Annotated in this window: 13 protein-coding genes; 7 read left to right on the forward strand and 6 right to left on the reverse strand. The window is 71.8% G+C overall.

Annotation, left to right across the window (positions count from 1 at the left end):
• The first annotated feature begins 128 nt into the window (after nucleotides 1–128).
• Nucleotides 129–854: a VWA domain-containing protein gene (locus ACFZBP_RS28400; RefSeq protein ID WP_391417186.1), complete on the forward strand. Its 726-nt coding sequence runs from the start codon at nucleotides 129–131 to the stop codon at nucleotides 852–854.
• A gap of 83 nt (nucleotides 855–937) precedes the next feature.
• Nucleotides 938–2,623 carry a cytochrome b N-terminal domain-containing protein gene (locus tag ACFZBP_RS28405; protein ID WP_391417188.1) on the forward strand — a complete coding sequence of 562 codons (1,686 nt, stop codon included), beginning with the start codon at nucleotides 938–940 and terminating at the stop codon, nucleotides 2,621–2,623.
• Here ACFZBP_RS28405 and ACFZBP_RS28410 read toward each other — a convergent pair.
• On the reverse strand, nucleotides 2,601–3,575 hold the full coding sequence (locus tag ACFZBP_RS28410) for an acyl-CoA dehydrogenase family protein (protein ID WP_391417190.1): 975 nt from the start codon (nucleotides 3,573–3,575) through the stop codon (nucleotides 2,601–2,603). The genes ACFZBP_RS28405 and ACFZBP_RS28410 overlap by 23 nt on opposite strands.
• A 37-nt stretch (nucleotides 3,576–3,612) precedes the next feature.
• Nucleotides 3,613–4,752: an acyl-CoA dehydrogenase family protein gene (locus tag ACFZBP_RS28415; protein ID WP_391417192.1), complete on the reverse strand. Its 1,140-nt coding sequence runs from the start codon at nucleotides 4,750–4,752 to the stop codon at nucleotides 3,613–3,615.
• Between the two features lie 68 nt (nucleotides 4,753–4,820).
• On the opposite strand from ACFZBP_RS28415, the gene ACFZBP_RS28420 reads away from it, so the two are divergent.
• The 3 genes from ACFZBP_RS28420 to ACFZBP_RS28430 are packed head-to-tail and all read left to right on the forward strand — an operon-like array spanning nucleotide 4,821 to nucleotide 7,459.
• Complete coding sequence (locus ACFZBP_RS28420) at nucleotides 4,821–5,606, forward strand: SDR family oxidoreductase (protein ID WP_383444772.1); 786 nt, start codon at nucleotides 4,821–4,823, stop codon at nucleotides 5,604–5,606.
• Nucleotides 5,607–5,621: 15 nt separating this feature from the next.
• The gene (locus ACFZBP_RS28425) at nucleotides 5,622–6,257 is read left to right on the forward strand and encodes a TetR/AcrR family transcriptional regulator (RefSeq protein ID WP_383444777.1); all 636 of its coding nucleotides are present in this window, start codon (nucleotides 5,622–5,624) and stop codon (nucleotides 6,255–6,257) included.
• 44 nt (nucleotides 6,258–6,301) lie between these two features.
• Complete coding sequence (locus tag ACFZBP_RS28430; RefSeq protein WP_391417195.1) at nucleotides 6,302–7,459, forward strand: acetyl-CoA C-acetyltransferase; 1,158 nt, start codon at nucleotides 6,302–6,304, stop codon at nucleotides 7,457–7,459.
• Nucleotides 7,460–7,490: 31 nt separating this feature from the next.
• Here the strand turns inward: ACFZBP_RS28430 and ACFZBP_RS28435 are convergent, their stop codons facing one another.
• The 4 genes from ACFZBP_RS28435 to ACFZBP_RS28450 are packed head-to-tail and all read right to left on the reverse strand — an operon-like array spanning nucleotide 7,491 to nucleotide 10,877.
• A complete protein-coding gene (locus ACFZBP_RS28435) occupies nucleotides 7,491–8,537 on the reverse strand; it encodes a nitronate monooxygenase (protein WP_391417197.1) in 1,047 nt (348 codons plus the stop codon).
• Entirely contained in the window at nucleotides 8,537–9,280 is a 744-nt protein-coding gene (locus ACFZBP_RS28440) for a CoA-transferase (protein WP_391417199.1), read from the reverse strand. Before ACFZBP_RS28440 ends, ACFZBP_RS28435 begins: the two co-directional genes overlap by 1 nt.
• Nucleotides 9,277–10,113 (reverse strand): CoA-transferase, encoded by an 837-nt coding sequence (locus ACFZBP_RS28445; RefSeq protein ID WP_391417201.1) that lies wholly within the window; start codon nucleotides 10,111–10,113, stop codon nucleotides 9,277–9,279. The genes ACFZBP_RS28440 and ACFZBP_RS28445 overlap by 4 nt, the downstream gene beginning before the upstream one ends.
• Nucleotides 10,110–10,877 carry an enoyl-CoA hydratase family protein gene (locus ACFZBP_RS28450; protein WP_383444791.1) on the reverse strand — a complete coding sequence of 256 codons (768 nt, stop codon included), beginning with the start codon at nucleotides 10,875–10,877 and terminating at the stop codon, nucleotides 10,110–10,112. Before ACFZBP_RS28450 ends, ACFZBP_RS28445 begins: the two co-directional genes overlap by 4 nt.
• A gap of 57 nt (nucleotides 10,878–10,934) precedes the next feature.
• Between ACFZBP_RS28450 and ACFZBP_RS28455 the strand changes: the two genes are divergently transcribed.
• On the forward strand, nucleotides 10,935–11,675 hold the full coding sequence (locus ACFZBP_RS28455) for an SDR family oxidoreductase (RefSeq protein WP_383444794.1): 741 nt from the start codon (nucleotides 10,935–10,937) through the stop codon (nucleotides 11,673–11,675).
• Between the two features lies 1 nt (nucleotide 11,676).
• Nucleotides 11,677–12,585, forward strand: a complete 909-nt coding sequence (locus ACFZBP_RS28460) for an SDR family oxidoreductase (protein WP_391417204.1) — start codon at nucleotides 11,677–11,679, stop codon at nucleotides 12,583–12,585.
• Nucleotides 12,586–12,730: the final 145 nt, after the last annotated feature.

Consider the following 12,730-nt stretch of genomic DNA (forward strand, 5'->3'; position numbering starts at 1 on the left):
ACGGGACGAACGATGAGCCGGTGGGGTCGGCGGCGAACAAAATAGCGAACACCTGTGGACGGAGGGAGAGGCGGGGCCGGTGGTGCCGTAACCTCGGCAACCAGCCGGGCGTACGAGGGGGAGATCATATGGCCGCGATCAGTCTCAGCAAGGTCGAGGAGACCGCGCCCGCGCTGGTCAGCCTGTACAAGAGCGCCGGGGTGTCGCTGCGCAAGCACGGGCTGGACGGGGTGCGGGCGGCCGTCTACCTGGTGGTCGACTACTCCGGGTCGATGAAGCCCTACTACAAGGACGGCAGCGTGCAGGCGCTCGCGGACCGGGTGCTCGGCATGGCGGCCCACTTCGACGACGACGGGACCGTGCCGGTCGTCTTCTTCTCCACCGACGTCGACGCCGAGACCGAGATCGCGCTCGCCGACCACCAGGGGCGGATCGAGCGGATCGTGGCCGGGCTCGGACACATGGGCAAGACCAGCTACCACCTGGCCATGGACGCCGTCATCGACCACTACCTGGACAGCGGATCGCGGGCCCCCGCCCTGGTGGTGTTCCAGACGGACGGCGGCCCGATCAACAAGCTCGCCGCGGAACGGTATCTGTGCAAGGCGGCCCCGCTCCCGCTGTTCTGGCAGTTCATCGGCTTCGGGGACCCGACCAGCAAGCAGTTCGACTTCCTGCGCAAGCTCGACGATCTCGCCGTCCCCGCCAAGCGGGTCGTCGACAACGCCGGGTTCTTCCACGCGGGTTCCGACCCGCGGACCGTGTCCGACGCCGAGTTGTACGACCGTGTCGTCGGGGAGTTCCCGAAGTGGCTGGTGGCGGCCCGGGCGCAGGGGATCGTACGGCCGTCCTGACGCGGCCGGGGCCGTCCGCCCCGTTGGCGGGCCCCCGGCGCCCATGTCACCCTGTGGGTGATCCGACGGGGAGGCGACGACGTATGGACGGCGCACGATCGGGGAACGACGGGACGACGACGGGTGCGCGGCGGTCCGCCCCGCCCGGCGGGGGCCGGAGGGTCGCCGACGCCCCGCCCGGCAGGGGCGAAAGGGTCGCCGACTGGGCCGACGGACGGCTCGGCCTGTACGCGCTGGCCAAGGCCAACATGCGCAAGGTCTTCCCGGACCACTGGTCCTTCATGCTGGGCGAGGTCTGCCTCTACAGCTTCCTCGTCCTGATCCTCACCGGCGTCTACCTCACCCTCTTCTTCGACCCCAGCACCAACGAGGTCGTCTACAACGGCACCTACGAGCCCCTCAACGGCGTCCTGATGACCAGGGCGTACGAGTCCACCCTCGACATCAGCTTCGAGGTGCGCGGCGGCCTGCTCATCCGCCAGATCCACCACTGGGCGGCGCTGGTCTTCGTCACCGGCATGCTCGTGCACATGATGCGGGTGTTCTTCACCGGTGCCTTCCGCAAGCCCCGCGAGATCAACTGGGTGTTCGGCTGGACCCTGCTGATGCTGGGCATCATCACCGGCCTGACCGGCTACTCCCTCCCCGACGACCTGCTCTCCGGCACCGGTCTGCGGTTCGCGCACGGCGCGATCCTGTCCATCCCGATCGTGGGCACCTACGTGGCGTTCTTCCTCTTCGGCGGGGAGTTCCCCGGCGAGGACTTCATCGCACGCCTCTACCCGATCCACATCCTGCTGCTGCCCGGGATCATGCTCGGCCTGGTGGTCGCCCATCTGATCCTGGTCTTCTACCACAAGCACACCCAGTACCCGGGTCCCGGCCGCGACCAGAAGACGGTCGTCGGCATGCCCTTCCTGCCGGTGTACATGGCCAAGGCGGGCGGCTTCTTCTTCCTCGTCTTCGGCGTGCTGGCGCTCATGGGCGGCATCGCCAGCATCAACCCCGTCTGGGCCTTCGGCCCCTACCGCCCCGACCTGGTGACCACGGGCGCCCAACCCGACTGGTACCTCGGCTTCTCCGAGGGACTGATCCGGGTGATGCCGGGATGGGAGATCAACTTCTGGGGCCACACCCTGGAACCCGGTGTCTTCATCCCCTTCTCCCTCTTCCCGCTGATCCTGCTCGCGCTCGGCGTGTACCCGTTCGTCGAGGCATGGATCACCGGTGACAAACGTGAGCACCACATCCTCGACCGGCCGCGCAACGTGCCCGTGCGCACCGCCCTCGGCGCGGCCTGGCTGAGCCTGTACACGGTGCTGCTGATCGGTGGCGGCAACGACATCGTGGCCACGCATCTGCATCTGTCCATCAACGCGATCACCTGGTTCGTCCGGATCTCGGTCTTCGTCGTGCCGGTCCTCACCTACTACGTCACCAAACGCATCTGTCTGGGCCTCCAGCGTCGGGACCGGGACAAGGTGCTCCACGGCAGGGAGACGGGCACCATCAAACGGCTCCCGCACGGTGCGTACGTCGAGGTCCACGAGCCCCTCTCGCAGGCGCAGCTGTTCACGCTCACCCAGCACGAGCAGCCGCCGCCCTACGAGATCGGTCCACTCGTCGACGCGAACGGCGTCCGGCGCCGGGTCGGCCCGACACAGCGAGTGCGGGCCAGGCTGGCGCGGGCGATGTTCGGGCCGCAGACGCGGATCACCAAGCCGACGGTCGAGGAGTACCGCGAGCTCACCAGCGGCGATCACCACTGAGCGTGGGGGCACCCAGCACGTCGGCTCGGCACGCGTCCGGGGCGCCCCAGGCGGTGCGCAGCGCGCGGGCCTTGGTCAGCCAGAGCGAGAGGTCGTACTCCGCCGTGTAGCCGATCGCGCCGTGCGACTGCAGGGCGGTACGGGCGGCGGCGTACGCGGCCTCGCAGGCGGTGACCTTGGCGGCGGCGACATCGGCGGGCGCCATGGTGAGCGCGGCACCGAAGAGGAGCGGCCGGGCGAACTCCAGGCCGATCCGCACGTCGGCCAGACGGTGCTTGACGGCCTGGAACGAGCCTATGGAGACACCGAACTGGGTGCGCTGCCGGACGTGGGCGACCGTCTTGTCGAGCAGGGCCTGACCGACGCCGAGGGCCTGGGCGGCGGTGGTGAGGCGGGCGTAGGCGAGGGCGGTGGCCGGGGCGGGGCCGAGCAGTTCGCCGCCCGGTTCGAGTGGCGTGAGGCGGCGGGCCGGGTCCAGGGAGGGGCGTACGGGGCCGTGGCCGGGGGAGAGGCGCAGGCCTTGGGCGGTGAGGGCGAGGCGGGTCGTGGCCACGTCGCCGTCCAGGGCGTACGGCGCCGTCCACGCCAGCGTCGCCATGGCCTCGCCCGACGCCAGAGCCGGCAGGAGCCGCTTGGCCGGGCCGGGGTCAGGCAGACCGGCGAGCAGGACCGCCGCCGTGACCGTCTCCACCAGTGGTCCCGGCACCGCGTGACGCCCCAACTCGACGAAGGCGACGGCGAGTTCGACGGGCCGGGGGCCCAGCCCCTCGTACGCCTCCGGAACGGCCAGCCCGAACACGTCCGCCTCGGCGATACGGCTCCACAGCGCGCGGCCCCGCGCATGCTCGCCCCGGCTCCAGTCCCTTATGACCGAGGGTGTGTCGGCGGCAGCCAGCATGGCGTTCAGCGAGTCACCGAAGGCGCGCTGCTCGGGGTCGAGGAGGAAGCGCATCAGCGGGGGTCCTTTCGGTGGCGTCGACGCGGCGTGGTCACCGTCGCCCCTTCGGCAGGCCGAGCAGCCGCTCGGCGATGATGTCGCGCTGGATCTCGTTCGTCCCGGCGTAGATCGGGCCGGCGAGGGCGAAGACGTACCGCTCCGCCCACTCCGTGTCGCCCAGCTCGCCCTCGACGCCCAGCAGATCGAGGGCCGTCTCGTGCAGCGCGATGTCGTACTCCGACCAGAAGACCTTGTTCAGACTGGACTCCGGGCCGAGCGACTCGCCGTCGAGGAAGCGGGAGGCGGCGGCGAAGGTGAAGAGCTGGTGGGCGCGGGCGCCGATCAGGGCGTCGGCCACGCGGTTCCGCGCGCTCGCCGGGCTGCCCTGGTCCTGCCAGAGCCGGTGGAGCCGGTCGGCGCTCGCCAGGAACCGGCCCGGGGAGCGCAGCATCAGACCGCGTTCGTTGCCCGCCGTCGACATCGCGATGCGCCAGCCCTGGCCCGGCTCGCCGATCACGTCCTCGTCCGGCACGAACACCTCGTCCAGGAACAGCTCGGCGAAGGCGGGCCTGCCGTCGAGGCGGGCGATGGGACGGACCGTGACACCGGGGGCGCGCAGGCCGAACATCAGGTAGGTCAGGCCCTGGTGGGGCTTCGGGGTGTCCGGGTCGGTGCGGAACAGGCCGAACGCGCGATCGGCGAAAGCGGCCCGGGACGACCAGGTCTTCTGGCCGGTCAGCAGCCAGCCGTCCGCCACGCGCGTGGCCCTGGACCTCAGCGAGGCCAGGTCGGAACCGGCCTCGGGCTCCGACCAGGCCTGCGCCCACACCACCTCTCCGGTGGCCATGGACGGCAGCACCCGCGCACGCTGCTTTTCGGTGCCGTGGTCGAAGAGGGTCGGGGCGAGGAGGCTGATGCCGTTCTGATTGACGCGGCCCGGTGCGCCCGCCGCGTAGTACTCCTCCTCGAACAGCAGCCACCGCACCAGCGAGGCGTCCCGGCCGCCGTACGCCTTCGGCCAGTTCACCACCGACCAGCGGTCGACGGCGAGTTCGGCCTCCCACGCTCGGTGTGCCGCGAAGCCCTCCTCGGTCTCCAGTGAGGGGAGCGGGTCGGCCGGCACATGCGCGCGCAGCCAGGCGCGGGCCTCGGCGCGGAACGCCTCGTCGGCGGCGGAGTGAGTGAGATCCACGGTCGCCTTCCCTCCTGGCTCCCAGCGACTTCTTCCCTAACAAGTGTTTGGTAGGTTAGCGTGCTGCTATGACAAACGTCGAGGCGCCGCCGTACGTTCCCGGGCACGGGCTGCTCCGTGGGCGCACCGCCGTCATCACCGCGGCGGCCGGCGCGGGCATCGGCGGCGCGACCGCCCGCCGCTTCCTCGAGGAGGGCGCGCGCGTGCTGGTCAGCGACGCGCACGCGCGGCGGCTGAAGGAGTACGAGGCGGAGCTGGCCGGCGAGTTCGGCGCCGCGTCGGTGGCCGCGCTGCCCTGCGACGTGACCGACGAGTCGCAGGTGGCGGCGCTGTTCGAGAAGGCCGCGGCCGAGCACGGACGGCTGGACGTCGTTGTCAACAACGCCGGTCTCGGCGGGACTTCGCCCCTCGTCGACATGACCGACGAGCAGTGGTCGAAGGTCCTCGACGTGACCCTGAACGGCACCTTCCGGTGCACCCGCGCCGCCCTCCGCCGGATGCGGGACACCGGCGGCGTCATCGTCAACAACGCCTCCGTCGTCGGCTGGCGCGCCCAGGCCGGCCAGGCGCACTACGCGGCCGCGAAGGCGGGCGTGATGGCGCTGACCCGCTGCGCGGCGATCGAGGCGGCGGAGTACGGGGTGCGGGTCAACGCCGTCTCCCCGAGCCTCGCCATGCACCCCCACCTGGCGAAGGTGACCACCCCCGAACTGCTGGAGGAACTGACCGCGCGCGAGGCCTTCGGACGGTACGCCGAGCCCTGGGAGGTGGCCAACGTGATCGTCTTCCTGGCCTCGGACTACTCGTCGTACATGACCGGAGAGATCGTCTCGGTCAGCAGCCAGCATGCCTAGGACGACAATGGACCCGTGCCGACCAAGAAGAAGCCCCAGGTGACCGCCACCGGAAAGCCCGCGGCCGCTGCCGCCCAGGCGCGCCGCCGTGAACTCCTCGACACCGCCGCCGAGGTCTTCGCCGAGCAGGGCTACAACGCCACCACCGTACGCAAGATCGCCGACCACGCGGGCATGCTCGCGGGCAGCCTCTACTACCACTTCGATTCCAAGGAGTCGATGCTGGAAGAGATCCTGCGCTCTTTCCTCGACGAGCTGTGGGGCGGCTACGACACCGTCCTCGGCGCCGAGCTCGACCCCCGCGAGACGCTGGAGGCGCTGGTCACCGAGTCGTTCCGGGAGATCGACCGGCACCGCGCCGCCGTCGCGATCTACCAGAAGGAGAACCGTCAGCTGGTGGCGCAGGAGCGGTTCGCGTTCCTCGCAGAGTCGCAGCGCCGGTTCGAGAAGGCGTGGCTGTCCACGCTGGAGCGAGGGGTCGCGGCCGGGGTCTTCCGGTCCGACCTCGACGTCCGGCTCACCTACCGGTTCGTGCGGGACACGGTGTGGGTCGCCGCGTCCTGGTACCGGCCCGGCGGACAGCACAGCCCCGAGGAGATCGCCCGGCAGTACCTGTCGATGGTGCTGGACGGGATCGCCGTACGTGCATAGCCGTCGAAAGCTGTCGAAGTGCCCTTAACCGTGAGGGAGTTGCCATGGCCGAGGCCTACATCGTCGAAGCGGTCCGTACGCCGGTGGGGCGGCGCGGGGGAGGACTGAGCGCGGTCCACCCGGCCGACCTGGGCGCGCATGTGCTGAAGGAGCTGGTCGGGCGGGCCGGGATGGATCCGGTCGCCGTCGAGGACGTCGTCTTCGGGTGCCTGGACGCCGTGGGCCCGCAGGCCGGGGACATCGCGCGGACCTGCTGGCTGGCGGCCGGTCTGCCCGAGGAGGTGCCGGGCGTGACCGTGGACCGGCAGTGCGGGTCCTCCCAGCAGGCCGTGCACTTCGCCGCGCAGGGAGTGCTGTCCGGCACCCAGGACCTCGTGGTCGCCGGTGGCGTGCAGAACATGTCGATGATCCCCATCGCCTTCGCCACCCGGCAGGCCGCCGAACCGCTCGGCCTCACCGCGGGGCCCTTCGCGGGCAGCGAGGGCTGGCGGGCGAGGTACGGGGAGAAGCCGGTCAACCAGTTCGTCGGCGCCGAGATGATCGCCGCGAAGTGGGGGATCAGCCGGCAGGACCAGGAGGAGTTCGCGCTGCGCTCGCACCGGCGGGCCCTGCGGGCGATCGACGAAGGCCGCTTCGAGCGGGAGGTCGTGCCGTACGGGCAGGTCGCCGTGGACGAGGGGCCCCGCCGGGACACCTCGCTGGAGAAGATGGCCCGGCTGAAGCCGGTCGTCGACGGCGGCACGATCACCGCCGCCTGTTCCTCGCAGGTCTCCGACGGCGCGGCGGCGATGCTGCTGGCCTCCGAGCGGGCGGTGCGCGAACACGGGCTCACGCCCCGGGCCCGGGTGCACCACCTCTCGGTGCGCGGCGAGGACCCCATCCGAATGCTCACCGCGCCCATACCCGCCACCGCCCACGCCCTGAAGAAGACCGGCCTGTCCATCGACGACATCGACCTCGTCGAGATCAACGAGGCCTTCGCGCCGGTCGTCCTGGCCTGGCTGAAGGAGACCGGCGCGGACCCGGACAAGGTCAACGTCAACGGCGGGGCGATCGCCCTCGGGCATCCGCTGGGCGCGACCGGGGTCAAGCTGATGACGACCCTGCTGCACGAACTGGAGCGCTCGGGCGGCCGGTTCGGGCTGCAGACGATGTGCGAGGGCGGGGGACAGGCGAACGTGACGATCATCGAACGGTTGTGATGACGGCCGCGATGGACCCGGAGGCCGGATCCTATGAACCCGTGAGTCCCTCCCGCACCTCCTCCGCCTCCTTCATGATCCGCTCCACCAGCTCCCCGCACGACGGCAGGTCGTCGATCACCCCGGCGACCTGCCCGGACGCCATCACTCCCAGATCCGTACGGCCGTCGACCATCGACGCCCTCAGCAGCATCGGCGTGTTCGCGGCGAGCAGGACCTGGCTCCACGTCAGGTCCTTGCCGTGCCTGAGCGCGCGACCGTCCTGGACCATGCGGAGCCAACTCGTGCCGGACAGCTTCCGGTAGCCCGCCGCCCTGCGGACCGCCTGGAGCAGGGCCCGTGCCCGGCCCGAGTGCTCCAGGGCGTCGACCAGCTCCGTGCGCAGCATCCGGTGCGGCAGGCCGTCGACCGCCCGCGTCACCGTCACGTCCCCGACCGTCGCCGCCAGATACCGCGCCTTCACCGCGTCCGGCACCGTCGAGTCCGAGGTGAGCAGGAACCTCGTGCCGAGGGCGATGCCCGACGCCCCGTAGGCCAGCGCCGCCACCAGACCCCGGCCGTCGAAGAAGCCGCCCGCCGCGACGACCGGTATGTCCACGGCGTCGACCACCTGCGGCAACAGCACCGTCGTCGCCACCTCCCCGGTGTGACCGCCGCCCTCCCCGCCCTGCACGATCACCGCGTCCGCGCCCCAGGCCGCGACCTTCTCGGCATGCCGCCGGGCGCCGACCGAGGGGATCACGATCACGCCCGCGTCCTTGAGCTCGGTGATCAGCTCGGGCGAGGGCGCGAGGGCGAACGACGCGACCCGCACCCCCTCGTCGATCATCACGCGGACCCGGTCCCCGGCGTCCGAGGCATCCGCGCGCAGATTCACGCCGAACGGTGCGTCCGTACGGGACCTGACCTCGCGTATCGCCTCGCGCAGCCGGTCGACGGTCATCGTCGCGGAGGCGAGGACGCCCAGGGCCCCCGCGTTCGCCGTCGCCGAGACCAGCCGGGGACCGGCCACCCAGCCCATCCCCGTCTGCACGATCGGACGGCGCACCCCGACCAGCCGGGTCAGCGGTGTCTCCATCAGGCACCGACCTCCCGGGCACGGGTGTTCGCCGGGTCGATGACCTCGCGGATGAGCCGCAGTTCGGCGGCGGTGGGTTCACGGGTCGGCGGCACGTCGTCCGGGACGGCCAGGTCGAACGCGGTCGCCTCCCTGACCTGGTCCAACGTGACGCCCGGGTGGAGCGAGGCCAGCCGCATCGCGCGGTCGGGTGTGGCGAAGTCGAAGACGCCGAGGTCGGAGACGACACGCGGGATGCGGTGGAAGCGCGCGCCCGCCGCATGGTCGTACCCCACCCCGCACACCATGTCGACCTTCTCCACGAACACCCGGCGTGAATGCCGCGGGACCCAGTAACTGGTCGGGTTGTTGAGGGTGTTGACCGGCGCGCCGCGCACCCCGAGCAGCTGCCGCCGGGGCTTCGCCCAGTCGCCGACGCACGAGATGTTCTGGTTGCCGTACCGGTCGATCTGGCTCGCGCCCATCATCACGTGCCGTCGCCCGCCGGTGACCAGGGCCAGATGCTGCCGGTACGGCAGCCAGCCCTCGGTCGTGCCGTCCGGGCGGACGACCATCGCCTCACCGTCGGTCAGCAGCAGGTCCGGCGCGAAGGTGAGCCGCGCCAGCCGGGCTCCCACGGACGGGATCAGGCCCATCGGGCTCGCCAGGATCTCACCGGCGCCCCGCCAGGCCTCGGCGCAGGCGATCACGCAGTACTCGGCGCGGGTGGGCGGGAGCGCGGGCGTACGGTCGGCCTGCGTCATGACCCCTCCCCGACCGCCGACTGGTACGCCTGCTCGTCACCGCCGAGGAACCGGGCCGCGAACTCCGGCCAGGGCGTGGTGGCGTACGTCTTCTGGAATGCCTCGTCCCGGCCGTAGTCGGGGGCGCAGGACGTGAAGTGCGCGCCGTTCGGGGCCTCGACGACCCCCGTCACCGTATGCCGCTTGATCAGCAGCGACTGCGGCGCCGCGTCCTTGGTCAGCTCGGCCGTGTCGACGACCCGTTCGCACGAGACGTACGCCGCGTCCGCCGCCTCGCAGAACAGGTCGTCGAAGTAGGGGTCGGGGCCCAGATACCGCCCGTTGCCCAGCCGGTCGGCGCGGTTGACGTGGACCAGGGCCGCGTCGAGCCGCAGGGCGGGCATGGCCACGAACGTCTCGCCGTCGTCGTACGGCGAAGTCACCGTCCGCAGGCCGGGGTTGACCCGCATCACGTCCGAACCGATCCCGGCCCGCACGGGCAGGAACGGCAGCCGGTTCGCGGCGGCGTGCAGCCCCCACATGAACATCGCCTCGTCGACCTCCGTCAGCTCGAAGGCGCCCCGCTCGCGGGCCGCGCGGAAGTGCGGTTCGAGGGGGATGGAGTCGAGGGTGGCGAAGGGGGCGACGAGCCTGCGGATCCTTCCGGCCGCGGCCAGCATGCCGACGTCCGGGCCCCCGTACGAGACGACCGTGAGGTCGGTGATGCCGGACCGGAGCAGGGCCCTGACCAGCGCCATCGGTTTGCGGCGCGAGCCCCAGCCGCCGATGCCGAGCGTCATCCCGCTGTGCAGCCGCGCGACGGCCTCGTCGGCGGTCATCGTCTTGTCGCTCACTGCGCCCCCTCTTCTCCCCTGCCGAAGGTGTCGCGGACCCGGTCGGCCACCCCGCTCAGGTTGGCCTCGAAGGTGAAGCCCTGCTCGAAGCGGTAGCTGTGGCGTACGTCGACGGGGTCGATGCCGTTGATGGCGGCCTTCGCCAGCCGCAGCAGCTGCCCGTCCTTCGCGGCGATCTCGCCGGCCAGCTCCAGGGCGGCGGCGCGCAGGTCCCGGCGCGGCACGACCCGCCACACCGAACCGTGCGCGTGCAGCTCGGCCGCGGTCGCCGTGCGCGAGGTGTAGTACAGGGCGCGCATCAGATGCTGGGGGACCAGCCGGGCCAGATGCGTGGCCGCGCCCAGCGCGCCCCGGTCCAGCTCGGGCAGCCCGAAGGAGGCGTCCTCGCTCGCCACGATCGCGTCGGCGTTGCCCACCAGACCGATGCCGCCGCCCAGGCAGAACCCCTGCACGGCCGCCACGACGGGCACTTCGCAGTCGTACACGGCGGCGAAGGCGTCCGCGCAGCCGTGGTTCACGCCGATCAGCGCGCCGGCCCCGTCCCGCTGCAACTCCTTGATGTCCACGCCCGCGTTGAACCCGCGCCCCTCCGCCGCCAGCACCACACACCGGATCCCGGGATCGCGGCCGGCCGCCCGCACGGCGTCGGCCAGGGCGAACCAGCCGTCCACCGGCAGCGCGTTGACCGGCGGGAAGTCGACCGTGACGACGGCGATCCCACTCGGTCCGGTCCCCTTTTCCGGGGACGAGGTGGAGACACCCATGGCCGCATCAGCTACCTTTCCACCAAACGTTTGTTAGGTGATGAAGGGTAGCCGGGGATGGGGCTGGACGGGAAGGTCGTGGTCGTCACGGGCGGCACACGCGGGGTCGGCGCAGGCATCGCGAAGGCCTTCGCCGAGGCCGGTGCGCACGTCGTGACCTGCGCGCGCAGATCGCCTGAAGTCCCGCTGCCCGGCGCCGAGTTCAGAGCACTCGACCTCCGCGATCCGGAAGCCGTACGGGCCTTCTTCACCGCCCTGCCCCGCGTGGACGTCCTCGTCAACAACGCGGGTGGTACGCCGTACCGGAGGTTGACGGAAGCGGATGCCGGGCGGCACGCGCGCGTGATCGAGCTGAACCTGGTGGCGCCGCTGACGGCGTCCCTGGCCGCGTACGAGCAGCTGAAGCGGGCGCGGGGGTCGGTGGTGATGATCGGCAGCGTCAGCGGTGGCCGGCCCTCGCCCGGGTCCGCGGCGTACGGGGCGGCCAAGGCCGGGCTGGAGAGCCTGGCCCGCTCGATGGCCGTGGAGTGGGCGCCGGAGGTCCGGGTCAACACGCTGGTCGTCGGCATGGTCCGCACCGAGCTGGCCCACCTCCACTACGGGGGCGAGGACGGCATCGCGAGCGTCTCCCGCACGGTCCCGCTGGGGCGTCTCGCCGAGCCCGCCGACGTCGGGGCGGCCGCCGTGTTCCTCGCCTCCGACGCCGCCGCCTACATCAGCGGGGCGAGCCTGCTCATGCACGGCGGGGGTGAGCGGCCCGTGTTCCTGGACGCCGCAACGGTCAACAAGGAGGCATGACATGAGCCGGATGTGTGAGGGGCGGGTCGTGGCCGTCACCGGGGCGGGGCGCGGGCTCGGGCGCGCGCACGCCCTCGCGTTCGCCGCCGCCGGGGCGAAGGTCGTCGTGAACGACCTCGGCGTGGGGCTCGACGGCACGGTGGGCGCCGCCGACAGCCCCGCCCGGCAGGTCGTCGACGAGATCCGTGCCGCGGGGGGCGAGGCGGTCGCGCACGGCGGGGACGTCGCCACGAGTGCCGGGGCCGCCTCCCTCGTGACGGCCGCGTTGGAGACGTACGGGCGGCTCGACACCCTCGTCAACAACGCCGGCTTCCTGCGTGACCGGATGCTGGTCAACCTCGACGAGGACGACTGGGACGCTGTCGTACGCGTCCATCTCAAAGGCCACTTCCTTCCCCTGAAGCACGCCTCCGCCCACTGGCGGGCGGAGGCGAAGGCCGGGCGTACGCCGGTGGCCCGGGTCGTCAACACGAGTAGCGGTGCCGGGCTGTTGGGGTCGCTCGGGCAGGGCAACTACAGCGCCGCCAAGGCCGGCGTCCTCGGGCTGACCCTGGTCGCCGCCGCCGAGCTCGGGCGCTACGGCGTCCAGGTCAACGCGATCGCGCCCGCCGCGCGGACCCGGATGACGGAACGCACCTTCGCCGAGACGATGACGGCGCCCGACGCGGGTTTCGACGCCATGGCCCCGGAGAACGTGTCCCCGCTGGTCGTCTGGCTCGGTTCCGCGGGGAGCGAGGGTGTGACGGGGCGGGTCTTCGAGGCGGAGGGGGGTCGGATCACCGTGATGGAGGGCTGGCGGGAGGGGCCCACGGTGGAGAAAGGGGCGCGGTGGATGCCGGAGGAGGTGGGGGAGGCGGTGCGGAAGCTCTTGGGGGAGGCGGGGGTGCCCGGAGCGGTGTACGGCACGTAGGAGGTTCCTCGCCCCCGCCGCCCCTACCCGTCCCATCCCAGGAAGATCCAGCCCCTCCGGCGTTTGAGGAGCGGGGTCTGGGGCGGAGCCCCAGAAAGGGGCGCGGGGCTGTGTCGATATGCGGCTCCGCCGCGTGGGCGCGACC

It is taken from the genome of Streptomyces sp. NPDC008086 (assembly GCF_042957325.1).
In the GTDB taxonomy this organism is placed as follows: Bacteria; Actinomycetota; Actinomycetes; order Streptomycetales; family Streptomycetaceae; genus Streptomyces.